Origin of the sequence: Marinobacter sp. (assembly GCF_048259445.1) — a bacterium.
GTDB lineage: Bacteria > Pseudomonadota > Gammaproteobacteria > Pseudomonadales > Oleiphilaceae > Marinobacter.
Genome location: NZ_JBLXHQ010000006.1, coordinates 87984 through 111865, shown reverse-complemented (window position 1 = coordinate 111865; position 23882 = coordinate 87984). Strand labels below are relative to the sequence as shown.

19 protein-coding genes are annotated in these 23882 nt (G+C 55.4%); 15 read left to right on the top strand and 4 right to left on the bottom strand.

Annotated features, from left to right (window positions below):
• Window positions 1-20 precede the first annotated feature (20 nt).
• The 4 genes from ACN0RL_RS06605 to dinG all read left to right on the top strand — a co-directional run bounded on the left by ACN0RL_RS06605 (window position 21) and on the right by dinG (window position 6233).
• Window positions 21-1511, top strand: coding sequence for a DUF3336 domain-containing protein (locus ACN0RL_RS06605; protein WP_417514946.1), 1491 nt, complete (start codon window positions 21-23; stop codon window positions 1509-1511).
• Between the two features lie 100 nt (window positions 1512-1611).
• Window positions 1612-3342, top strand: a complete 1731-nt coding sequence (locus tag ACN0RL_RS06600; protein ID WP_417514944.1) for an ExeA family protein — start codon at window positions 1612-1614, stop codon at window positions 3340-3342.
• 3 nt (window positions 3343-3345) lie between these two features.
• Window positions 3346-4017, top strand: coding sequence for a general secretion pathway protein GspB (locus ACN0RL_RS06595; protein WP_417514942.1), 672 nt, complete (start codon window positions 3346-3348; stop codon window positions 4015-4017).
• Window positions 4017-6233, top strand: a complete 2217-nt coding sequence (gene dinG / locus ACN0RL_RS06590; protein WP_417514940.1) for an ATP-dependent DNA helicase DinG — start codon at window positions 4017-4019, stop codon at window positions 6231-6233. Before ACN0RL_RS06595 ends, dinG begins: the two co-directional genes overlap by 1 nt.
• Before the next feature lie 237 nt (window positions 6234-6470).
• Here dinG and ACN0RL_RS06585 read toward each other — a convergent pair whose 3' ends face one another.
• Window positions 6471-9173, bottom strand: a complete 2703-nt coding sequence (locus ACN0RL_RS06585; RefSeq protein ID WP_417514938.1) for a LuxR C-terminal-related transcriptional regulator — start codon at window positions 9171-9173, stop codon at window positions 6471-6473.
• A gap of 254 nt (window positions 9174-9427) precedes the next feature.
• On the opposite strand from ACN0RL_RS06585, the gene cysB reads away from it, so the two are divergent.
• Entirely contained in the window at window positions 9428-10405 is a 978-nt protein-coding gene (cysB, locus tag ACN0RL_RS06580) for an HTH-type transcriptional regulator CysB (RefSeq protein ID WP_417514936.1), read from the top strand.
• A gap of 25 nt (window positions 10406-10430) precedes the next feature.
• Here cysB and ACN0RL_RS06575 read toward each other — a convergent pair whose 3' ends face one another.
• A complete protein-coding gene (locus tag ACN0RL_RS06575) occupies window positions 10431-11153 on the bottom strand; it encodes a phosphoadenylyl-sulfate reductase (RefSeq protein WP_417514934.1) in 723 nt (240 codons plus the stop codon).
• Between the two features lie 242 nt (window positions 11154-11395).
• Here ACN0RL_RS06575 and thrH point away from each other — a divergent pair, with 242 nt between their 5' ends.
• A complete protein-coding gene (gene thrH, locus ACN0RL_RS06570) occupies window positions 11396-12010 on the top strand; it encodes a bifunctional phosphoserine phosphatase/homoserine phosphotransferase ThrH (RefSeq protein WP_417514932.1) in 615 nt (204 codons plus the stop codon).
• Between the two features lie 22 nt (window positions 12011-12032).
• Here thrH and pabB read toward each other — a convergent pair whose 3' ends face one another.
• A complete protein-coding gene (gene pabB / locus ACN0RL_RS06565) occupies window positions 12033-13424 on the bottom strand; it encodes an aminodeoxychorismate synthase component I (RefSeq protein WP_417514930.1) in 1392 nt (463 codons plus the stop codon).
• 190 nt (window positions 13425-13614) lie between these two features.
• Here pabB and ACN0RL_RS06560 point away from each other — a divergent pair, with 190 nt between their 5' ends.
• Together ACN0RL_RS06560 and ACN0RL_RS06555 are read left to right on the top strand one after the other, a co-directional pair.
• Entirely contained in the window at window positions 13615-14208 is a 594-nt protein-coding gene (locus ACN0RL_RS06560) for a hypothetical protein (protein WP_417514928.1), read from the top strand.
• Between the two features lie 172 nt (window positions 14209-14380).
• A complete protein-coding gene (locus ACN0RL_RS06555; RefSeq protein WP_417514926.1) occupies window positions 14381-15286 on the top strand; it encodes a DUF6160 family protein in 906 nt (301 codons plus the stop codon).
• Between the two features lie 54 nt (window positions 15287-15340).
• Here the strand turns inward: ACN0RL_RS06555 and ACN0RL_RS06550 are convergent, their stop codons facing one another.
• Window positions 15341-16018, bottom strand: coding sequence for a hypothetical protein (locus tag ACN0RL_RS06550; protein ID WP_417514925.1), 678 nt, complete (start codon window positions 16016-16018; stop codon window positions 15341-15343).
• Window positions 16019-16259: 241 nt separating this feature from the next.
• Between ACN0RL_RS06550 and ACN0RL_RS06545 the strand changes: the two genes are divergently transcribed.
• The 7 genes from ACN0RL_RS06545 (at window position 16260) to ACN0RL_RS06515 (ending at window position 23876) form a co-directional block, all read left to right on the top strand.
• On the top strand, window positions 16260-17297 hold the full coding sequence (locus ACN0RL_RS06545) for a DUF58 domain-containing protein (RefSeq protein WP_417514923.1): 1038 nt from the start codon (window positions 16260-16262) through the stop codon (window positions 17295-17297).
• On the top strand, window positions 17294-19393 hold the full coding sequence (locus ACN0RL_RS06540; protein WP_417514921.1) for a transglutaminase TgpA family protein: 2100 nt from the start codon (window positions 17294-17296) through the stop codon (window positions 19391-19393). Before ACN0RL_RS06545 ends, ACN0RL_RS06540 begins: the two co-directional genes overlap by 4 nt.
• Window positions 19390-20424, top strand: a complete 1035-nt coding sequence (locus tag ACN0RL_RS06535) for a DNA polymerase III subunit delta' (RefSeq protein WP_417514919.1) — start codon at window positions 19390-19392, stop codon at window positions 20422-20424. Before ACN0RL_RS06540 ends, ACN0RL_RS06535 begins: the two co-directional genes overlap by 4 nt.
• Before the next feature lie 118 nt (window positions 20425-20542).
• A complete protein-coding gene (locus ACN0RL_RS06530; RefSeq protein WP_417514917.1) occupies window positions 20543-20893 on the top strand; it encodes a PilZ domain-containing protein in 351 nt (116 codons plus the stop codon).
• 14 nt (window positions 20894-20907) lie between these two features.
• On the top strand, window positions 20908-21822 hold the full coding sequence (locus ACN0RL_RS06525; RefSeq protein WP_417514915.1) for an alpha/beta fold hydrolase: 915 nt from the start codon (window positions 20908-20910) through the stop codon (window positions 21820-21822).
• 4 nt (window positions 21823-21826) lie between these two features.
• Complete coding sequence (locus ACN0RL_RS06520; RefSeq protein WP_417514913.1) at window positions 21827-22729, top strand: DUF4892 domain-containing protein; 903 nt, start codon at window positions 21827-21829, stop codon at window positions 22727-22729.
• Window positions 22730-22775: 46 nt separating this feature from the next.
• On the top strand, window positions 22776-23876 hold the full coding sequence (locus ACN0RL_RS06515; RefSeq protein WP_417515024.1) for a patatin-like phospholipase family protein: 1101 nt from the start codon (window positions 22776-22778) through the stop codon (window positions 23874-23876).
• Window positions 23877-23882: the final 6 nt, after the last annotated feature.

Here is a 23882-nt window from a genome sequence, read left to right as displayed (position 1 = left end):
ACAGCTGAGGGAGATACACGGTGCTGCAAGATCCAAGGATTCAAAAGTTCCGCAAGATGCTGGACGAAGCACCGAACTATGAGGTTTGGAAGGCCGCAGCGCTTGAGCTGGATTTTCTTGAAGGCAACGCCGAGTGGAAAGAGGATTTTGCTTCAGAGTTCTATAACTATGAGTTGCTCTACGACCGCCTCAGCAATATCAAACAGTATCGTCAGCAAAACGATTTTGAGCGCCTGAAGCGGGCGCTGCGCGAGGGTCTGCATCACGATCTTGGTAATATGGGTAATCCTGCTCTGTACACCCATTCCAGGGTTGGTACCAAGCATCTGATTGAAGAGTACATTGCCCAGGTTTGTGAAGCTCTGGATTTCCTGTGTGACAACCCGGTGCCGGGCTTTCCGGTTGCTGACAAACTTCAGTTTTTTCGTGACACCCTGACCAGCTATGGACGGCCGACACTTTTGCTGAGCGGCGGTGCCAGCCTTGGCATGTTCCACTTCGGGGTAATCAAGGCGCTTTGGGAAAAGGGCCTGCTTCCGCAGGTTGTAACAGGCTCAAGCATTGGTGCGATCATTGCCGGAATGCTTGGTGTGCATACTGACGCCGAAATTCCCGAAATGCTGGTCCCTGAGAACCATAACCTCAAGGCATGGAAATGGCGCGGCCTCCTCAGCGCAATGCGGGGCGAAGGCTTGATGGATCAGGATCAGCTGCGTACCTGCCTGCGAACCAATATCGGCGAGTATACGTTCGAGGAGGCCTATTTACGCACCGGCCGCTCGATCAATATGAGTGTGTCGCCAGTTCAGGCGCACCAGAAGGCGCGGCTACTTTCAGGTTATACTTCGCCCTATCTGATGGTGTGGAGCGCAGCGCTTGCCAGTGCAGCGGTGCCGGGTATTTTCCCGCCGGTTACTCTGATGAAAAAGGATATTCACGGGCAAGCGCTGCCGTACATGCCCAGGCTCAAATTTGTGGATGGCTCTGTTGTGAGTGATCTGCCCATTGACCGGTTAATGCACCTCTATGATGTGAATTTCACCATCGTCAGCCAGACCAACCCGCACGTGGTACCTTTTTTGAACGCCCGCGGTCAGGATGAAAAGCTCTCTCTGGCAAGTCTGCCCTGGCACCTGATGAAATCCGAAATGCAGTTTCACGGGCAGGGCGTTTTTGACTATCTCCGCAAGCGGGCCAGGCCCGAGTTGCTTCGCCAGATCTCTGGCCAGATGTACACCATCATGGCTCAGCGGTATTCCGGAGATGTAACCATCGCGCCCACATACAGCTTCAAGGATTACCGGCGCATGCTTGCCGATCCCAAGCCTGAATTTGTGCGCGAAATGATTCTGGCCGGTGAGCGCGCGACCTGGCCAAAAATATCCATGATTCGCTCTCACGCGCGCATCTCCAAAACCCTCGAGCGCTGTGTGCGCCGCCTGAAACAACAGAATCGCCGCAGCGCTGCTGATCTCAGGCTGGTAAACAGTGCTGATTCCGGGCCATCCTGAGATGACAGGCCTGCGAAGCGGGCGGTATGATACGCTGCTGTATAGCCCGGCTCGGCAAATGCCCGAACAGCCCGGCGCCTGAGCATTTGACTGGACGCCCATGTATTACGATTTCTTCGGCTTCAGAGAACCGCCGTTCTCTATTGCGCCTGATCCCCGCTACCTTTACCTGAGCGAACGCCATAAAGAGGCGCTCGCGCATCTTATGTACGGTGTGCAGGGGCAGGGCGGTTTTATTGTGATTACCGGAGAAGTCGGAACCGGTAAAACCACTGTGAGCCGGTGTTTTATTGAAAGTGCCCCGGCCCATGTCGATATTGCCCTTATTCTTAACCCCCGGCTTTCCGCCCGGGAGCTGCTCTCTTCTATTTGTGATGAGTTGGAGATTGATCATCCGGCCGGTGCCAGCACCAAACTGCTGGTCGATCTGATTAATCAGGATTTGTTGAAAGCCCATGCGGCCGGGCGGCACAAGGTCCTGATGATTGATGAGGCACAGAATCTGTCGGCCGATGTGCTGGAGCAGTTGCGCCTGTTGACCAATCTTGAAACAGCTGAGAAAAAACTGCTGCAGATTGTACTTTTGGGCCAGCCGGAATTGCAGCAGATTCTGGCGCTTCCCAAACTTCGTCAGCTCAATCAGCGGGTAACCGCACGCTACCATCTGGATGCTATTGGCGGTAATGAGCTGCCTGCCTACCTCAGCTATCGGCTTGGTGTGGCGGGTATGCGGGGAGACGTATTCTCGCCCTCGGCCGTTCGTAAACTTTACCGTTTGAGCAATGGCATACCGCGTCTGATCAATCTGATCAGTGATCGTGCGTTGCTGGGTGCCTATGCTGAAGGTGAGCATGAAGTCACGCCGGCCCACATCCGGCAGGCCGCGAAAGAAGTAAAGGGGACCAACCTCGGGCCAAAGCCCGCACGAGCCGATGGTAAGCCGGATCTGCCAGGTTATCTGGTGCTTATGGCATCGCTGCTTCTGGCTGTGATCAGCACCTTTTGGTTCTATCAGCAATGGACTGGGTCGAAGACTGCTTCAGAACCACAAACGGCGGCGGAAATGACTGCCGGAGAGCAAAGGGGCCCCATACAACGCGAAAGCGAACCTCAAGAAGCACAACCAGATGAGCAAACGGCACCTTTAACGGTATCGACTCAAGTCGAGAAAGCCACTGCCATCCCCAGCCCGGAAAGTCCGGCGTTCCGGTTTCCTGAACAGGCGCTTGGTCAGCCCGAAGCTTTCCGCGGACTGTTTGAAATCTGGGGCGTTGAATACAACCCGCAGGAGTCGCCCGTTGCCTGTGATTTCGCCCGCGCATCGGGTCTTGGTTGTCTGGAAAGGCAGGGTAGCCGCCGAAGCCTGGCGTTTCTCGACAGGCCAGCCATGCTGATGCTCCAGGATGATGCCGGTAATCGCGGTTATGTTGTGCTGCGCCAACTTGATGGCGATATCGCAGAAATTGCCCTGCCTTCAGGGCTGGAACAGGTATCGTTTTCCAGCCTTGAGGCTTTCTGGTTTGGTGAGTATCGGGTGCTGTGGCAGTTGCCGGATTACCTTGCTGGTCGCAGCGCCTCCGGTGCCGCTGCGGGCGAGGAACTGTGGATCGGGGTGCGCATGATGGAGTTGGCTGAAGCCCATAGCCAGTCGCCTGCCGACAGCGCAAGAATCAAGCGGCTTTCAGCTAAAGATCAGGTGCGCTGGTATCAGTCCTTGCGAGGCCTTACCGTGGATGGGATTGCCGGTGCCATGACGGTTATCCAGATAAACAACGACCTGAAGGCGGATGTTCCGAGGCTTGTGGGTATGAAGCCCGGAGGAGAAGCTTAGGTTATGTCCTACATTCTCGATGCCCTCAGAAAGTCCGAAACCGAGCGCCGCCAGGGCAAAGTCCCGGATCTCGGGCAGCAGGTGCAACTGATTCACCGCCCGAGAAAGCGGCGTATCTCCCCGGTGGTCTGGGTGGCGCTGGCGTTACTGGTGAATGCAGGTGTGCTGGCGGTTATATTCTGGCCCGAGCGCGTGCCCCTGCAAGCTCCCGAGCCTGAGGCAGTTGTTGTCCCTCAGCCCGAGCCAGAACTATTGCTGGAATCCGAGCCAGAATCATTACCGGAACCTGAGCCAGAACCATTACCGGAATCCGAACCAGTGAGCGAGCCAATCATTGAACCTGTCCGTGAACGGCCAACTATTATTACGCCGTCTTTACCCTCGGAACGCCCGGCACCTGCGTTGCGCGGGGATGAGCCCGGCGCAAGAGTGCCGCACCTGGTTGAATTGCCGCTTTCATTTCAGAAAAGTATCCCGGACCTGATGTTCAACAGCCACATCTACGCCACCGATCCCTACGCCAGCAGGGTGATGATTAACGGCCACTACCTGCGCCAGGGAGAGTCTTTCTCCGGAATTACTGTAGAAGAGGTGACTGAAGACGGCGTTGTGCTCAGCAAACAGGGCAGGAAATTCCGCGTGGGCATTGTTCGTGACTGGATGAGCCCGCGCTGATGGCATTGACCGACGACATCAAGCAGCAGATTCAGCAGAGCTACCGGGAAGTATTGGCGGGTAAAGGCGTTCGCGCACGTTATGGCCAGCGACTCATGATCGCTGAAATTGCCCGCTACATGGGTGACATCACGGAAAATGACGGCCAGAGAACCTCGCCAGCAGCCGCCTGCGTGGTTGAGGCCGGCACCGGTACCGGTAAAACTCTGGCTTACCTGATTGCAGCGATTCCTGTCGCACGGGCTCTGGGTAAAACCCTTGTAATCTCGACGGCAACCGTGGCGCTGCAGGATCAGATTGTTCTGAAAGATCTGCCTGATCTGAAGAAACACAGCAAAATGGACTTTACCTGGACGCTTGCCAAAGGCCGCGGCCGGTACCTGTGTATGTCCCGCCTGGAATCCCGTCTGCACGATGAAGGCAACGGCGACAGCGATACCATGCCGCTGTTTCTTCTGGATAATCACGGTACCGAAGAGCCGGGTACACGGGCCTTCTTTGAGGAAATGCTGGCGAGCTACGGTTCCCGCAAGTGGGATGGTGACAGGGATCACTGGCCTGAGCAGATACCCGATGATGTCTGGCGCCAGGTAACAACGGATCACCGTCAGTGTACTAACCGTCACTGCAGCTATTTTGACAGCTGCGCGTTTTTTGACGCCCGCAAAGACCTGGATGAAGTGGACATCGTGGTAGCCAACCACGATCTGGTGCTTGCCGATCTGGCTCTCGGCGGCGGCGCGATTCTTCCGGAACCGGAAAACGCGTTGTTCATATTTGATGAGGCCCATCACCTGCCAGACAAAGCACTGAATCACTTTGCGGCGTCTGTACCGCTGAATTCCACCCGGCAATGGCTCAAACAGTTATCCCAGGCATTGGCCAAAATGCAGCCCTATCTTGCGCCCGCTACTCAGGCAGCCAAGAGCATCGATCGTATAAGTACAGCTTCTCGCGACGTGGATCTTATACTTGCCCGGGTTTATGAAGAGGCCGAGCAGAATACCGGCTGGGAGTTCAATGAAGAACGACGCTCTGCACAGTGGCGTTACCCCGAGGGTGAGTTACCGGAAGAGCTAGCGGAGCTGGCTTCTGAAAGCCGGATAGCTACCGCCAATCTGGTTCGGCATCTGGGCGTATTGGCCGATGAACTGCAGGGCGCTTTTGATGAGCGTAAACAGCATGAGATTGATCGGGATACCGCTGAAGCCTGGTACCCGGTTATCGGCGCTTTCCACAGCCGGTCTGAAGACCAGCTGCGCCTCTGGACGGCATGGACCGAGCAGATTGGTGGTCGCAAAACGCCGGATGAAGGTGAGCAGGGTGTTGCTGACGAGTCGGGAACTGACGAACAAAAGACCAGAGGTCGTATAAACCGGAGCCCCCCTCCGGCGCGCTGGAGTGTGCGGCAGCGCTGGGATCATGCTGAAGACATTACGCTGTTCAGTTCGCCGGTACTGGCAGACAACCTGCTTTATTCAAGACTCTGGTCACGGGCATACGGCGCTGTCCTTACCAGCGCCACGTTGACTGCGCTGGGTCGATTTGACCGGCTGCAGGCCAGAGCAGGGCTGCCGGAAGCCAGCCGTATGCTGGTCGTTCCCAGCTCTTTTCGCTATGGAGAGATGGCGACCGTCGAAGTGCCGGCCATGGCCTGCATGCCAACCGATGACGGTTTTGCGGATGAGCTTATAAAACGACTTCCGGGCGTATGGGCCGGCGAAACCGCCACACTGGTGCTGTTCACCTCCCGACGGCAGATGCATCAGGTACGGGATGCGTTGGCGCCGGAGTACCCGGATCTGATCATTACCCAGGATGATATGTCCCGGGGCGAGGTGTTACGGCAACACAGGGCCCGGATTGATGAGGACCGGGCGAGTGTATTGTTCGGCGTTGCGAGCTTTGCCGAAGGTATCGACCTGCCCGGTAAATATCTGCATCACGTAGTGATTACACGGTTGCCGTTCTCGGTTCCGGATGATCCCATTGAGGCGAGCCTCGCGGAGTGGGTGAGCCAGCGCGGTGGCAACCCGTTCATGGAAATTACGGTGCCAGATGCCTCGATCAAGCTGGTACAGGCTGTTGGTCGGCTGCTGAGAACCGAGGAAGATACTGGTCGGGTGACAATTCTTGATCGCCGTATAGTCGCGAGGCGCTATGGGCAGTTGTTGCTGGATTCTCTGCCACCGTTTCGACGCATCATCGAGAGGTAAAAAAAGAGCCAGCCCGAGGGCTGGCTTATATCCAGGGGGTCCTGAAAGAACCCATGCGTAGAAACAACGCGTTACAAGAAGACTGAAGGCCTGAAGTTTCAGAATTCAGAGTGAGGGGTTGCCCCACCGTGGAAATAATAATAAAGGAGCAGGGGGCGTAACCGAATCGTCCAAAGGGCGTAGTGGGCGAGAAAAGTTCTGGTTGAATGTGATGTCTTTCACAAAAAATACGGGAGATTATTGGGCGAGAAGACCCAGTTGCCGCGCCCGGGCAAGTGCTTCTGTTCTGCGCCCAACCTCGAGTTTGCCGTAGATGTTGCGTATGTGAGCTTTTACCGTTGCCGGTGCAACGCCCATACGTGCCGCGATGTCTTTGTTTGCATGGCCTGCGTTTATCAGTTCCAGTACTTCAAGTTCCCGCTGGCTCAGAGGTTCCGCAAGGAAAGATTGCGTGCTGTCAGGTTTCGTTAACGCCTTCTGGCTTTTGAGCAGAGACTGCACGCTACGCTGCCAGCTTCCGCTGGTGTTCAGGCCAGGTACCTCAAGGAGCAGATTCCGTAAACGCGGGCTCTCTTCGGCAAACAGGCGCAGGAAGCCGGCCTCAGCTGCCAGGGTGACTGCGCGCTCAAACTGTTCACGGCTGTTCTGTTCCTGATTTTTCAGCGCCAGTGCTTCGCCATAAACGAGACGCGCTTCCACCAGGTGGCGGACATGTTCATTTCGCTCGGCTTCCGGAATCAGTGTTTCAAGCAGATCCAGCGCTTTTTCCAGGCTACCTTCCGCAATCAGCAGTCTGGCAAGGCTGATCCTGTTCTGTTCCCGGTTAAGTGGGTTGGTTGCGGGGTAGCTTTCCAGTGAATCCATGCTTCGGCGAGCCTGAGTTGTCTGGCCCGCTGCCAGTAAACACCGGGCCAGAAGGGCTGCGCTGGCCGGAGGCTCAAAGACAATCTGCTCCCTGCGCTTCCGGCCCGTCTGTTCTGCGTCTTCAAGAAACTCGATTGCATCCTGAAAACGGCCTTCACTGAAGGCCAGATGCCCGCGAACATGCTGAATGATGACATGCTGCCCGGGCTCCGTGCCCTGAGTTACATGTTCCAGTAAAGGCGCAAGGTGTAAGGCGGCATCCGTTGGTTGATTTCGCTCCCGGTAGATCTCGGTGAGGGTGGCATTGAGCCAGCATGAAATCAGTCTGGGCTGGGCCGGGTCTGCATAGTGCAGGCCCACCCATGTCTGGATTTCGGTGCAGGTATCCAGCGCAAGATCCATATCGCCGCGGTTGTATTGGATCCAGGCGAGCAAACCCCCGCTGGAAAGCACTGTGCTGGGCTTGCGTTCAACCTGCCCGTAGTGGACGGCAGACTTCAGCGCTTCTTCAGCGCCCTTGAGATCGCCCTTACCGTAATCATCGAGTCCCAGGCCGTAATAGGTAACCGATTTCAGCGGGATTCTGGTGTGATCAATATCGGCAAGAACCTGACGCGTGAGATCACTGGCGCTTTTTTCATCACGGCGCGACCGGGCGAGGTAGGAGCGTATAAGGGAAATCTCACTGTGCAGAGCCAGCGCGCCTTCAGCATCCGGGGCAGAGTTCGCGACACGTCGGTCCAGCACGTCTTCAATGTTGGAAAGCAGCGGCTCCAGCTGCTCAAGCCTGTTGGCAAAGAACCGACCCCAGATACGCAGCATCTGCAGCTGGGCGTTTTCAGCAATCTGGTCTGCGGGAAGAGCATCGAGCCAGGCCAGCACAGGCAGGTGGTAGCCTCCGTGAATCAGGTTGTTGCCATGGGCCGCCAGAACTTCTGCAAGCCAGAGCCAGTCCTTTTTTTGCACAATCTGCGCGATGGCTTCCTGAACCTGCCCATGCTCCAGAAGCCATTCCACCGTGCGTCGCCATAGCAACCGGGAGCGGGCCAAGTCCGTTTGGCGGATACGCTGCAGTAACGCATCGCGGAACAGGTCATGGTAACGGAACCATTCGTTGTGGTTGTCCAGCGGGATCAGAAAGAGGTTCTGTGAAAGCAGAGTCTCCAGCTTTTCCTGGCCGTCGCTGGTGTTGCGGATGGTGTTGCAAAGAGATGCGCAAAGCCTTGGGCAGCAGGCGGTATCCAGTAAAAATGCAACGATCTCGTCAGGCTGTTTATCGAGTACTTCGCTGAGTACGTAGTCGCTGATGTGGCGTTCGTCGATGCTGAGTGCAGGGTTTGGAGTGTCCGGGCCCGCATTTGCATCGCTTAGCAGCGTGCTGTTATTTCCCGATAACGCAGAGAGTTGCATGGCCGCGACCCAGCCCTCCGTGCGGCTGCAGACTGTTTCTACGTCCTGTTCGGAAATGGCGAGGCCCATCGTCTGATGGAAGAAATCACGACACTCATCTTTGGAAAACGCGAGTAAAGCGGGGTGGATCTCTTGCGCCCACCGGCGGACGCGCCAGCGGCCCAGAGGCAGGGGAGGTTCAATTCGTGACACGAGAGTAACCGTGACGCCTGGCGGAAGGTAGTCGACAAAATACGCGACTTGTCGCTGAATCTGATCGCTGGCAATGAAGTGGAAATCATCCAGAACCAGAATCCAGGGGCCGCCATCGGATGCGAGTGCGTTGATTAGTGCAGTGATTGCGCCACTCAGATTATCGTCTGCGTTGCCGGCCATGTCTTTGTGACACTTCTCAAGCCCGGTCAGGCCTGCGTGCTCAAAGGCAGCGGCGACGTATTGCCAGAAACGCTGCGGCTCGTTGTCATGTTCATCCAGAGACAGCCAGGCAATCGGCCCTGTAGAGCGTGCGCACCACTGGCTCACTAGTGTTGTTTTACCAAATCCTGCTGGCGCGATCACAAGGTTCAGGCGCTTTGGATCGCCCGGAGTCAGCAGTGAGCTGAGGCGCTCGCGCCAGACAGCACGTGGATCAGAGGCAGGCCTAAGGAACTTGGTGGTTAACAGCATTGCCTTCCCGGATGCCGGATAAATGTGGATACCGAATTGTGTGCTTTGTCTCTGTCAAGTCAAGGGCTGGCGAAACAAACATGAGCGTCTTAAGCTGCGCGAATGCAATTTTGGTCTAAACTGAGGCAAAGTGCTGTTCTATACTAAAATAGAATGAAAAGTAGGCGCGTTATGCGTATTCTAGAACGTTGTCTGAAAATTTACATTTATATGCAGCCCGCCGCAGGCCGGAAGCTCAGGGAGCGACAGAGTCAATGAAACTACAACAGTTGCGCTATATCTGGGAAGTTGCGCACCATGATCTCAACGTGTCGGCAACCGCTCAGAGCCTTTTTACCTCTCAACCGGGCATTTCCAAGCAGATCCGCCTTCTTGAAGATGAGCTGGGCCTGGAAATATTTGCCCGCAGCGGTAAGCACCTGACTCGCATCACCCCGGGCGGTGAAATCATTGTGCGTGAAGCCGGTGAGATACTGCGCCGTGCAGAAGGCATTAAAAAGATCGCCCAGGAATTCAGTAACCAACGCAAGGGCGACCTGAGTATTGCCACAACCCACACGCAGGCACGGTATGCGTTGCCGCCCATTATCAGCGGGTTTATCGAATCCTATCCGGATGTGTCGCTGCACATGCATCAGGGCACTCCGATGCAGATTTCCGAAATGGCGGCAAGCGGAGCCGTTGATTTCGCCATAGCGACGGAGGCCATGGAACTGTTCAACGATCTCATCATGATGCCTTGTTACCGCTGGAATCGAACGGTGATTGTGCCCAAGGATCACCCCTTGGCCCAGCTGCCCGAACTGACGCTTGAGAAGCTGGCAGAATATCCGCTGGTGACTTACGTGTTTGGCTTTACCGGGCGGTCGAAACTTGATGAGGCGTTCCAGTCTAAAGGTCTGACACCAAAAGTTGTGTTCACTGCAGCGGATGCCGACGTTATCAAAACCTACGTGCGTCTGGGACTTGGTGTCGGCATTATTGCGAGTATGGCGTTTGACCCCAAAACAGATCCGGATCTGGTTGCTCTGGATGCCAAAAAACTGTTCCGCCCGAGCGTTACGCGAATTGGTTTCCGCAAGGGTACCTTCATGCGCGGCTACATGTATGACTTCATCCAGCGCTTTGCGCCCCATCTGACCAAGGAGGCCATTGATGAAGCCGTTGCGCACCAGAGCAGCCGCAGCGAGATAGAAGCCTTGTTCAAGGACGTCGAGTTACCCACTTACTAGGCTGCGGCAGTTCCCGCCAGGCTGCTTACTGGCGGGTTATAAGATTACCTGCATGCAGGCCACACTCTTTCTGTGTTGCTTCTTCCCACCACCAGCGGCCTTCCCGTTCATGTTGCCCCGGCAGCACCGGGCGAGTGCAGGGCTGGCAGCCGATGCTCACAAAGCCTTTTTCGTGGAGCGCGTTATAGGGCGCTTCTGTAATCCGGATGTAGTCCCAGACTTCGTTTGATGTCCAGTTCGCCAGGGGATTGAACTTGATCAGGGTTTTGCCGGGGCCTGAGAAGGTGACGTCTTCCTGAATAACCGGCACCTCATTCCGGGTACCCGGGCTCTGATCCTTGCGTTGCCCTGTTATCCAGGCATCCACGCCTGCCAGCTTGCGCTTGAGCGGGTTGACCTTGCGAACGCCGCAGCACTCGCTGTGGCCATCCTCATAAAAACTGAACATGCCCTTGCTGTTCACCAGTTCCTGAACTTCACCTGTGTCTGGAAACAGCACCTCAATACTGATGCCGTAGTGTTTACGCACGCGCTCTATAAACTCGTAAGTCTCCGGGTGCAGGCGACCTGTGTCGAGAGTGAATACCCTCAGGTTATCCGTCAGCTTGTGGGCCATCTCGATGAGCACCACGTCTTCAGCACCACTAAAAGAAATCGCGATCTTGTCATAGCGTTTGAAGGCAGCCTTCAGAATTTCTCTTGGGCTCTCGTTGCCAAGCTCGTCCTGTAGCTCACGGATATTGCTCATAAATTGTCAGCACCTGATGCGGATTTCGATGAAGGTTAGCATTAAATGCCTAATTCCATGAAGGAATGACAATCTATATGGTTATACCCCGCTCGATAAATACATGGTGAAAACCTTGCGGTTTTATTGCGATGCACGATGCATTCTTCGCCGGTTTTTCTTATGATACCGCCTCGATAACAGGGGTGCGGGCATTGCTCTCATTCGGCATTCTTAATTGGAACATGAATCAGGAGATCACTGTGGAACTGGCATGTCTTGACCTTGAAGGCGTATTGATCCCGGAAATCTGGATCGCGTTTGCGGAAAAAACCGGTATTGAAGAGCTCAAGGCAACTACCCGCGATATTCCTGATTACGATGTTCTTATGAAGCAACGTCTCCGGATTCTGGATGAGCATGGATACGGCCTGCCTGCCATTCAGGAAGTCATCGGTACACTGGATCCGCTACCGGGTGCCCGGGAGTTTCTGGACTGGCTTCGAGAGCGTTTTCAGGTGGTGATTCTTTCAGACACCTTCTATGAATTCGCTATGCCGCTGATGAAGAAGCTGGGTTACCCGGCGCTGCTATGCCATAAGCTGGAAGTGGCAGACAACGGCCAGATTACCAACTACCTGCTGCGCCAGAGAGACCCGAAACGCCAGTCAGTCCGCGCGTTCCAGTTACTTAACTACCGGGTGATTGCGGCGGGGGATTCGTACAACGACACCACCATGCTGGGGCAGGCGGAAGCAGGCATTCTGTTCCACGCGCCCCAGAATGTGATTGATGAATTCCCTCAGTACCCGGCTGTGCATGAATTTGAAGACCTGAAGAAAGAATTTCTGAAGGCGAGTACCGTTCACAACGCCTGAGCCTGCAAACCCGGGGCGAGGTTCAGTCGCCCTGGTTCATATTTTCCAGGAAATCCATCAGCGGTTTCACTTTGGTGAGCGTTTCCTGGTATTCACTTTCCGGATTCGAGTCCGCCACTATTCCGCCGCCTCCGCAACAGCGGATTGTTCCTCGCTCTTTCGATACCTCTTCGCCGCTCTCGTTCTCGTTCTCGCACAGCAAGGTGCGAATAGCGATGTTGCTGTCCAGGGTGCCATCCAGCCCCCGATAAAACACTGACCCGCAATAGGGCCCGCGCCAGTGTGGTTCCAGTTCCCGGATGATCTCCATGGCACGGATTTTCGGTGCGCCTGTAATGGAACCGCCTGGAAAGGCATCAAACAGAACTTGCATAGGTAAGGCACCATCCGCAAGTTCCGCGCGAACGTGGCTGACCAGATGGTGAACATTCCGGTAAGACTCCAGCGCAAACAGTTTGTCTACGGTCACCGACCCCGGCGTTGCGTGAACGCTGAGATCATTGCGCAGCAAGTCCACGATCATCAGGTTCTCAGCCTGGTCTTTCTCCGAAGCTTCCAGTTCAGCGGCATAGCCTGCATCTTCCAAAGGAGTCTTCCCCCTTGGCCGGGTACCTTTTATCGGGCTGGTCTTTATGGTGCGACCACGAATTTCCAGAAAGCGTTCGGGGGAAATGGATAACACTGCACCCGAATTGGTTTTAAGAAATGCGCTATAGGGCGTTGGGTTGGCGCCGGCAAGTGCCTTGAATGCGAGCCAGGGATTCCCGGTGTAGCTGCCTGCAAATTCCTGGGAAAGGTTGGCCTGGTAACAGTCACCGGCGTTGATGTAGCGCTGGACCGCTTCAACACCCTCCATAAACTCTTGCGCCGGCTGGCGGGCTTTGAAGGGTGAAACCATTTTCCATTCTGTTGAACCGGGGGCCGGCCTGGACGATAGCCAGGACTTAATAAGGTTGAGCGTCGGTTTCGGACACTCGGGGTGTACCCAGAGGTAATAGGTATCAGTTTCCCGGTTATGGCTGGCGGTCCAGAGGTAAAAGCCTGCGAAAAGCAAGGGAGTCGCGGGCACAGGGCAGAGTGCCGATAAGCGTTTTTCTCTGATGTATCCGAATTCATAGCTCAGCAAACCGATCCACCCGCCCATGAGAATGGTTGGCTCACCGCGCACTGGAATTTCGTATTTTTGAATCAGGCTCTCCATTTCTGACGCAAGCTTGCCCGTGTCCAGGGCGTCTTTGTCACCGGACTTTATGAACTTCGTTGCAATCGCACCTGCTGCAAACCCACTGAATGAACCCCGGCCATCGCCACCCCCGACACTTCCAAGATAGGCAAAGTCCGGCTGACTTGCGGCGTGGGCAAGGAGTCGCTCGTAGTTTTCGCGGGTAAGGGGAGAGGAAACAGGAAGTGGCAAATTAACTCCGGTTAATTGGAAGAATGATACGCAGGCCACAAAACGGGCATTGTCGGCTCCGGAGGGGCGCTGGTCTAATGAATACGCTCAGATATGACAGCCGCCAGCCCGGAATCAGAAAACGCCATTCTAGCGGAGTTGGCCTGCCTTGGCGTGGAAAATTAACGCATACAAAACAGGAACAAGAACGATGCCCCATCCTGGAAAATCCTTACTGAACGCCATTTTGGTGACTGCTTTTGCCTTTACCCCCGCCTTGAGCGCGGAAGAAACACCTGGCGCCAAAATGTCTCAAGAGCAGGAACTGGCCATAAAGCAGGAGTTGTCCAGATATGCCGTTCTCGGCCAGCGGCAAATACTGAACCTCACGAAACAGGCGACGGATGAGTATTCAGAAACACTGACAGACTCCGCCCCCAATATGCCTTCAGCCTGGATGCTCCTTGAAGATGGCTCAACCATCAAACGCATCGATCTGGATGGACAGGCTGAGGATGCACCTGCCCAAATACGTATTCTGATGTATCGCGCAGCTTTAAAGTCTGTCGCTCGTCGGGGAAAAATACACGCGGCGACGATCCTGTACACCGGAAAACTGCGCGAAGACAGCGATGATGAAGCCCTGGTGATTGAGTACGAACACCGCCTGGGTATTGCAGGAAACAAGGTTATTCCCTACCAGATCGAAAACGGCAAGGTGGCCTATGCGGAACCGGTCACCAGTGAAAAACCTTTCCAGATATTTTATGACAGCAAAGCGGATATAAAGGGTGGTGCCAATTGAGTTGAGACTCAGTCGCGATTTGTTACAGGCTGTAAGTAATGGGTAAAGAATTGTGAAAGCAGTCACGGACTAGGACTGTTAAACAATCTTAAATGGATTCGTGGAGTGGTGAACTCCATACCCAAAACTAAAAACTCAGATAACAACAAAATGAGTTTATAAGGAGATAATAATGAAAGGCCTGAAGAAAATTGCTCTGGTAGCAGCTATAGCTGCTGCACCCTTCGCAGCCAACGCTGAACTGCAAGCTTTGAACGATACCGCAATGGGCGACGTTACCGGTCAGGCCGGTGTCACCATCGAGCTGGAAACCAAAGTCAGCATCGGTCAGTTCAAGTACACGGATGAAGGCTCCTTCGCGGTGAACGACATCGTTCTTGGTGGTGCTGGTGTGACTGCTGATGGCCAGTTACTGGATACGAACGGTAATGTTACAAACGGACTCCTGGATCAGTTGAAGATTGACATCGACGTTCTTGACGACGGCGACGCCAAAATTCATGTTGGCACTCTTGACGGCAACCCGATTGACTGGGGTATGACTATTGGTTCGATGGAACTTCTGGCTGGTAACACTGGTAGCGACAGCACAACTCTGATCTCCAACCTGAGTGGTTACGGTAACCTGGCTCAGCTGGATATCCAGGTTGATACGGCGACTGATCACCTGAACCTTGTAGCGGCATTTGACGTTACCGATATGGACTTCGATGTTGAGTTCCTGGGGGTGGGTATTCGTGATCTGGCGATCACCGGTGCTGGCGCAAACTTCGACTACGACGGTGATGGTCAAACAGTTGCCGGTGGTGGCCCTGCTGATTTTGGCCTTGATCTAACCGATCCCGCGCAGGCGCAGAAATACGGTGTTTTGTCTGGATTTGCTAACGTCAACCTGGACATCTACAAGGGCTCCGGTCTGGGCGCATCCACTGCAACTGACGTTCTGCGCATCGACGTAAACAATGTCTACATGGACGTTACAGTTGGTGCTGTTGAAATCGGTGGAACCTCTATCGGTTCACTGGCCATCGACAACCTGGCTGTAACCGACACCAAGCTGGCTGTATACGGTCACTAATCTGACCTGAACACCAGTAATGCTTAAACGCCCCGCACTGCGGGGCGTTTTTTGTTATTGATCCGGCACCTGAATCGAAAGATCAAACCCGCCGCCCGCGCGTGGTGTCAGCCTTATCGGGCCTTCGTTGATCCCTTGTGGAATCCGTATCTGGCCAATTCCGGGCGGCGTGCCAATCGAGAAGTTCAGGTTCTGCCCGTCAAAACCGATGCCCAGCTGATCGTTGAGAAACGTCTGGGTGAAAGGTTCATCCGGAATCTGCATCTGCTGTCCGAAGATCAGCGGTGGAATAGTCGGGGTGAACTCCGCCGGAGGCTGGGCTCTTGCCAGTTCCTCCTGCGGCAGGAGCAGGGCGCGACGAAGGAACTCTTCCTCTGCATTCGCAAGGGCATCCGATTTCCCCTCGTCGGTAAGTCGCTGAAGCGCTTCGCGATAGGCTTCTTCTTCTGCCTCTGTAATCACAGGTTCACCCGGAGATATCGTCAGGGCCCGGATGATGCGTTGGCGATCGGCTTCCGACTTGCGGTTTTCTCTTGGTACGACGATGACCGCGGAATCCTTTACATAGGTTTCAACCATTTCGTCCGATGTCATCGCCTGGACGCCCGCAAGAACCGGCAGCGACGCTGCGGCAGCGAGTGTGGCTGTTACGGCTGCAGCAATCTGTGTAACTGCACGTGAGAAAACCGGCGCGCGGACACCTGCGCCGGCCGGAAGATTCTTGAGTTTCATAATCTGGCCTCTTGCTGCGGTAAACTCAGGTAGGAGGCGTGTCTGAGGTTACAGCAGTCAGTACGCTTCTCACTGCGAGTATTCGGGTTGTCAGACAGTATTTCAAGCTCAGGCCCGCTGGTTTGTGATCAGTATCCTTGATTTGTCGTACTGTTATAAAAACCTGCGCCAAGACGGTTAAGATAGCCGTGCTTTTTAGCTGTGTTGAACTTTTCAGAGATATACCGGCCTCAGGGGCACAATGAGCAGAATAATCCGTAGCCGCTGGCAGCGTTGGATCAATCGTCGAATTCCACGTTCTGATGTCCAGTTACTTACCCAGAGAAACCTTTTCATTTTGCCAACAGCTGCTGGCGTGGTGTTCGGTATGCTGTTGCTGATTATGCTGATTACTGGCATCAACTATCAGAACAGTCTGATTTACCTCATTACTTTTCTGCTGGGTGCGGTGTTCGTGGGTGCCATGCACCAGACCCACCGGAACCTTTCCGGTCTTGAGCTGACGCTTGTTCAGGCGGGTGAGGGATTTGCCGGTGATGAAATCCTCTTCCGGTTGCGAGCGGCTGCCGGAAAAGACGATGCCATCGCGCTTACGCTCTCCGGCGACGATGTATCTGTGCGTGTGGGACATGTGCCGTCTGGCCAATCGGTCGATGTGGCTTTTCCAGTGCCTTCTGCATTCAGAGGGTATCTGCGGCCAGATCAGATAAAGATTGAAACCCGCTTTCCCTTCGGCTTGCTGAAGGCATGGTCGTGGATGCGGCCGGTTTCTGCTGCCGTGGTTTTTCCGCGCCCGCTTGTGGCCCCCGAGGTGATCAGTGCGGTGGAGGATGGCGACGAAACTGCCAGTTCTCGCTCTCCGGAAGGCAACGACCACGCAGAAATAAGGCCCTGGCGTGAAGGCGATATGAGCCAGCGCGTGATGTGGAAGCGGTTTGTGCGCAGCGGGCAGATGGTCGTTGCGGATTGGGAAGCTGATAAAGGAAGCCCTCATTGGCTGGATTTCAACGCTTTTCCCGGGGCTGATCATGAGTTGCGCCTCAGTTATCTATCATGGCTCGTTCTTGAACGGGGTAAAAGCGGGGCCAGGTTCGGCCTGAACTTGCCGGGCCAGGTGATAGAACCGGATAGTGGCCCCGCGCATACAACCCGTTGTCTGAGGGCTCTGGCGACCTGGGGCGAGAAGAAGCCAAGGGATGCATTTTCCGAACCCCACGGAACACGCAGTTACGGGGACTCAGCCAGGCCTGCGGCTGTGACCTCAGGAGGCCGGCCATGAGATTCTGGAATCGCCGGAAAGATGAGGCTGAAAAGCCAGGTGATGGCGTGCCCTCGCGGGCGCTACTCTGGCTGATCCTGAGTTTTGCACTCCTTTTGTTGCCCCAGCTTGATCGTTTGCCCATATGGCTGATAACAGTGTGTATCGCTCTGGCAGGCTGGCGCTGGCTCGCTCAGCAGGGTCGTGTTCGACTTCCGGGGCGCTGGCTGCGTACGGGCATTATGCTGATACTGGTTGCGGTCTATCTTGTTCGCGTTCAAGGCAGCTTTACCGTTGATACCGCAGCCTCGTTTTTTGTGCTGACAGTGGGCCTGAAGTGGCTCGAAACCCGAACGCCCCGCGACTTTTATGTGCTGTTCTATATTCTGGTGTATCTGGCCACGGTGAACTTTCTGTTTCATCAGGAGATTCATTGGGCGCTGGTAAATGTAGGTGCAATTGCCTTTTTGCTTATCGGGCTTCAGGTGCTCAATGCCCCCGAGCTTCCCGGGGGCATGAAGGCGGGTTGGCGCAGGCTGGGCGTAATGCTGCTGAAAGTTCTGCCCGTTGTTGTGTTGTTGTTCGTATTTTTCCCTCGCACGGCACCCTTGTGGAGCGTACCGCTGGTGTCGGGCCAGGCGCGAACCGGTATCAGCGACTCCATGCGGCCAGGGGACATATCCAGCCTGGCGCAAAGCAGCGAACGAGCCTTCCGGGTCAGCTTCGGCGGCCCAATGCCGGAATATCGTGACAGGTACTGGCGCGGGCTGATTCTGGACACGCTTGATGACGGAACCTGGCGGCAAAGTGGGTATGAGCCCTACCGGGCACCCGGGCGGGTTAACGTGGATGGTGGTGTTGGTGAACTGAAGCCACGGGAATACGATGTTTTGATGGAACCGACGGATCAGCGCTGGGCCTTTGCGCTTGAAGGTTCTGTGGCTGTTTCGGATAACGTAGTGAAAGAACCTGACGATCTTTTCCGCTTCCGCAGGCCCGCAGACAGCCCTGTTCGCTACAGGCTGGCCCGTGAGAATGCGGTGGGATCTTCAGAGGAAACCCTGACACCGGGTGAGGCGCGCCGGTTTCTTCAGCTTCCGGCAACGGGAAACCCGAGGGCCCGGGCCCTGGCTGATGAGCTGAAGCAGTCAACCAATGACATTGGTGTGATTCGCACGTTACTGGGTCGTTTCCGGGAGCAGCCTTATTTCTACACGCTGCGACCGCCCCGAATGCCGGAAGACGGTATCGACAGCCTGCTTTTCGATGAAAAGCGCGGATTCTGCGCTCACTATGCGGGCGCGACGGCCTTTGTTTTGCGCTCGGCCGGCATTCCGGCACGGATAGTTGTCGGTTATCAGGGCGGCGAGAGCGGCGCAGGCGACGAATACCTGATTGTTCGCCAGTATGATGCCCACGCCTGGGTTGAGGCCTGGGTTGAAGGGCAGGGATGGGTGCGTATTGATCCTACTGCGGCCATAGCGCCAGACCGGATTGAGTCGGGCCTCAGGGATGCGGTGGCCGATGAGGGCTCGTTCCTGGAGAACAACTGGGCATCTGCCCAGCGTTACGGTGACGTAGCGGTTATCCAGTGGGCAAGCCTGCAGCTTGATCGGATTAACTATCAATGGCAGCGCTGGGTGGTTGGTTACCAGGGTCAGAGCCAGATGGACCTGATGTCCCGCTTGCCGGGCGGGTTTGGCATGCGAGAACTGGGGTATCTCACAGCCGGTATTGTCGGCGCCGGCCTCCTGATTGCCGGTCTCATATCGGCTCTGCAAATGCGTCGCGGCGGTCGACAGGATGGCTACCAGCGCGTGCTGGGTGCCTGGCACCAATTGTGTGCGCGAGCCGGTGTACCTGTCAGAAACGGCGAAACGCCTGCGGCGCTGGCTTCCCGGCTGGCTGTTGCGGAACCAGCGTTAGCCGATTCTGCGAGGCTCTTTGCCCGAATGGTCAACAGCCATTACTATAGTCCACGGTCTGACCGGGGCGAAACCGATGATTTGCAGCGGTTGCGCAGACTGCTGGCTACCATGAAGCGGCAGCTTCGCAGAACAGACAGGAAGACCACCCGGAATGTTCCGGCTCAAGCTTCACTCAGGAAAGCACAGTGACTGATATATCCCTGGAAATGCCCTGGCTTCAAAATGCCTGGCAGGACGTCCAGAAGCGTTTTGCTGATGGCAGGCTTCCTCACGCGCTATTGCTGACCGGCGAGTGTGGTGTTGGCAAACGGGCCTGGGCTGATGCCGTTGTCGGTCTTCTGTTGTGCGCCAGCCCCCTGGCCAATGAGAACACCGGTGAGTCCGTTGCCTGTGGGGAGTGTCGTCAGTGCCAGCTGCTTGCCGCTTCGAGCCATCCGGATGTGCGGGTGTATTCGCCCGAGAAATCCCGGATGATCAAAATCGATCAGATAAGGTCGCTTTCAGCTTTTGCGGTTTCATCACCCCAGGTTGCGGCCCGCAAGATTGCTATTATCGACCGGGCCGATCAGCTTAATATCAACTCTGCCAATGCTCTGCTAAAAACCCTTGAAGAACCTGTCGCGGATTTTGTTCTGTTGCTGCTGCAGGAAAGTGGACGACCGGTGTTGCCGACCATTCGGTCAAGGTGCCAGGTAATGTCGGTTCCCTTGCCATCCGGTGACCAGGCCGGCCAATGGCTGGCCGCCAGGGTTGCGGAGCTTGAGGACGGAAAACAGCCCTCTGCCGAGTTAATGGCAAAGTCGTTGATGCTCGCGGGTAATGCGCCTCGTCTCGCGCTTGAATACGCCACAGGCGAGTTCCCGGCGTTACGGGATGAGGCATTCGAGAAGTTTCGGCAATTCATGAAAGGCCAGGTTGCTGTGTCGGAAGCTGCGAAAGCCTTTAAGGCGTTGGGGCTTGAGGATATGCTCTGGCTGTTTGAAGGATGGGCAGCCGACCTGGCCCGGCTGTGTGCCGGAGGCAAAGCAAACGATCATGAAGCCGAGGAAATGCTCGGGTTTCTGGCAGGCATCAATCCCGCGTGGCGTGCCCATGAGCTGCTGGATATGGTTCGGGAAGCCAGGGCTGCCGGCGTATACAACGTGAACCCTGAGCTTGAAGCCAGCCGGTTGTTGATCGCCTGGCGTGGCTTGATGCCCGCGAAACGCCGCGCGTCCTGAGTGCGCTTTTGCTCGGAACAACTGCTATGATTCGGGATTATCAGGGATTTTCAAGTATTCAATTATTCAGAACGATATATTTCTATTACCACTAATCATTTTTTAGAAGGTGTCAGATATGGGGCCCGGATTTGGTGCGCGCAGCGGCATTCTTACCCTGACGATTAAAGACAAAGCGGTTTTATATGCAGCCTATATGCCCTACATCCGCGAGGGTGGCCTGTTTATACCGACCCAGAAACAGTACCGGCTTGGCGATGAGGTTTTTCTGCTCTTGAATCTTATGGATGAGCCCGAGAAGATACCGGTCGCAGGCAAGGTTATCTGGATCACACCCAAAGGAGCTCAGGGTAACCGCGCTGCAGGCATAGGTGTGCAGTTCAATGGTGATGACCCAAGTGCCAGAACCAAAATCGAGTCCTATCTCGCCGGTTCGTTAAGCTCTGACCGACCGACCCATACGATGTGAGGTGCGGTCAAGAGATGAGTGACATTGCAACACTGCCAGGCCTTCACGAAGACGAGGTTGCTGTGCGCGAAGCGGAATGGCCACTTCGACATATCACCCTGGCAGGTCTGAGTTGGCCTGCAGACGCATCCTCTCAAGCAACCAGCCCACCGATTATCATGCTGCACGGCTGGCTGGATAACAGCCTGACGTTCTCCAGAATTGCGCCGGAACTGACAAAGCTGTCGTCTTTGTACGCAGTGGATATGGCGGGACACGGTCATTCCGGACACCGCCCTCCAGGCCAGGGCTATCTGCTGATGGATTACGTTGCGGATATAACCGAACTGATTGAAGAGTACTTTCACGACGGGAAGGTCGACATTGTTGGTCACTCACTGGGTGGCATTGTAGGAGCGCTCTACGCGGCGGCTTTCCCTGAGAGAGTTCGAAGGCTTGTGATGATCGACAGCCTGGGTGCGCTTAGCCGCCCCGTCAGTGAAACGGTTCCACAGCTTCGTAAATCCATAAAAAAACGAATCGCCGGTTCTGGCCGTTCTGCTGTCTATCCTGACATAGTAACGGCGGCAAAAGTCCGTGAAGGCGGGCTCAGCCCACTGAGTCACGATGCGGCGCTGAGCTTGATGCCGCGCAACCTTAAACCCGAAGGTGGCGGATATAGCTGGTGCACGGATTCTCGGTTGCGGCACCCATCTCAACTTATGATGACCGAGGAGCAGGTTGTTGCGTCATTGAAAGCCATCCAGGCCCCGACTCTGTTCGTACGTGCTACGGAGGGGCTGTTTGCTAATCGGAAAGGGATGGATAAACGGGCAGATGCGATGCCCTGTCTGCAAACAGTGGATGTACCCGGCGGACACCATTGTCATCTGGACGGAGACACGCGCCCTGTTGCAGATGCTGTCATAAACTTTCTTGTAAATGAGTGATACCTTGCCAAAATCAGTTTTATTCCGTTTTCTTGCTGTCGTGCTGCTTTCGGCGAGCCCGGTGCTTGCCGGTGCGGCATTACCTGAAACACAGCCGGAGGCATTCGCCCAGTCAACGCTGGAGGCAACGGCTCCGATCAAATCTTCCGGGCATCTCGTTCTTTTCAGCCCCGTGCGCGAAGTCAACAACGAAATTCGCTCGGAATCCATGGCCCGACTTCCGGTTACCGGAGAAGGGAGGTTGTATCAGATCTCCCGTGATTCAAGTCGTCGGGAAGCCCGGGAACACTATTTTGGGCTGCTGAGGGACCGCGGTGCGAAAATTCTGTTCGAGTGCTCGGGCATTCGCTGCGGGCGCAGCAACGTGTGGGCAAACCAGATTTTCAGCCAGGCGGTTCTATACGGCCGCGACGCTACCCAGGATTATATGGTGGCGGGCCAGGTAGCAGAGGATGGCAGCCGTTGGCTAACGTCTGTTTACACGGTTACCCGTGGCAACCTGCGAGAGTATGTCTGGATTGAGCACCTGAAGGTTGACGCCGGAGCGGCTGTACCGGGTCTTGATTCTGTGAATAACAGGGTTTTCGGACCGGTGGTTGTGCCCTGGAAAGGTGGAGTTACATACCGGTTTGACTGGCAGTCGACGGATCGCCGGAAGATAAACGAACTGGCTCGGGACGAGGGTGCCAGAGTGGTTCTGGTGGGTTACTCCGGGCTTGCCGCGGATGAGTCGTTCAATGATTCAATGGAGCGCGCCCGTCAGGCTGCCGAGTCGCTGTCTGAAGTATTGGCAAAAACCGGGGTTTCCCGGCAGCAGCAGGAACTCTTGATCGTTGGGCCCTCTGTAGTTGTTACCGATCCGGCCCGGCAGGGTGACCGCGTTGAAGTGATGGTTATAACGAGGTAGTCAGGTGTCGGAAAATGATGTGTCCAAAGTGCTGGAAGGCCCCGACATTTCACCCGCCCAGGGTAATGCCAGAGCTGAAGACAAGGGGCCAGAGCGCAGGCGTCCAACGGTCGCTCTTACCCTTGGCAGCGGTGGGGCACGTGGCTATGCACACATTGGTGCCATAGAAGTACTGGCGGAACGCGGCTACAACATTGTTGCGATTTCCGGGTGCTCCATGGGTGCGCTGGTGGGCGGAATGTACGCTGCCGGAAAAATGCAGGATTACAAGGACTGGGTAACCGGGCTGGGCCAGTTTGATGTGCTCAAACTGCTGGATCTGACGTTCAACGCTGTTGGCGCGATCCGGGGCGAGAAGATCTTCTCGGTGGTGCGGGAGATGTTAGGCGATACCCGTATCGAGAATTTGCCACTGCATTACACGTCTGTTGCCACGGATTTGCTCGCCCATAAGGAAATCTGGTTTCAGGAAGGTCCTCTCGACAGGGCAATCCGTGCATCCGTCGCTATCCCGGGTGTCGTTACGCCTCTGGTGCTCGATGGTCGGGTTCTGGTAGACGGCGCCGTTCTAAATCCGCTTCCTATTGTTCCGACCATTTCATCCCACGCCGATATTATCGTAGCGGTTAACCTCAGTGGCGAAGATGATCGGCGCCAGAGAATACCCGATGCTGCCTTTGCCGGCCATGAGAGTGGGGGGGGCGATATGGATGAGTGGATGGAAACGCTCCGTAATAAAGCTTCAAGATGGTTTGACTGGGACACTATAAGAGCTCTCGGGCCGAAAAAATCCGGTTCCGATGACACGCCAGAAGACAAAATCTCCAAAGAAATCCAGAAAAAAGAACACCACAAGCCAACTGATAAAAAGCTGTTGGAAGATTACGAAACGATTGATTGGGACAAACTCGGAATTGGTAAATTTGACGTGATGAATCTCACCATCGAAACCATGCAGAGTGCTTTAGTGCAGTACAAACTTGCCGGTTACCCGCCGGATCTTCTGGTAAACGTTCCGAAGAATGCATCGCGCAGCTATGACTATCACAAGGCCCCTGAATTGATTCAGCTTGGGAGGGAGCGCATGTCCGCCGCGCTGGATCGCTTTGAGGACAACCGGAACAGCTCGGGGCCACTGGCGATCTGAGCCGAT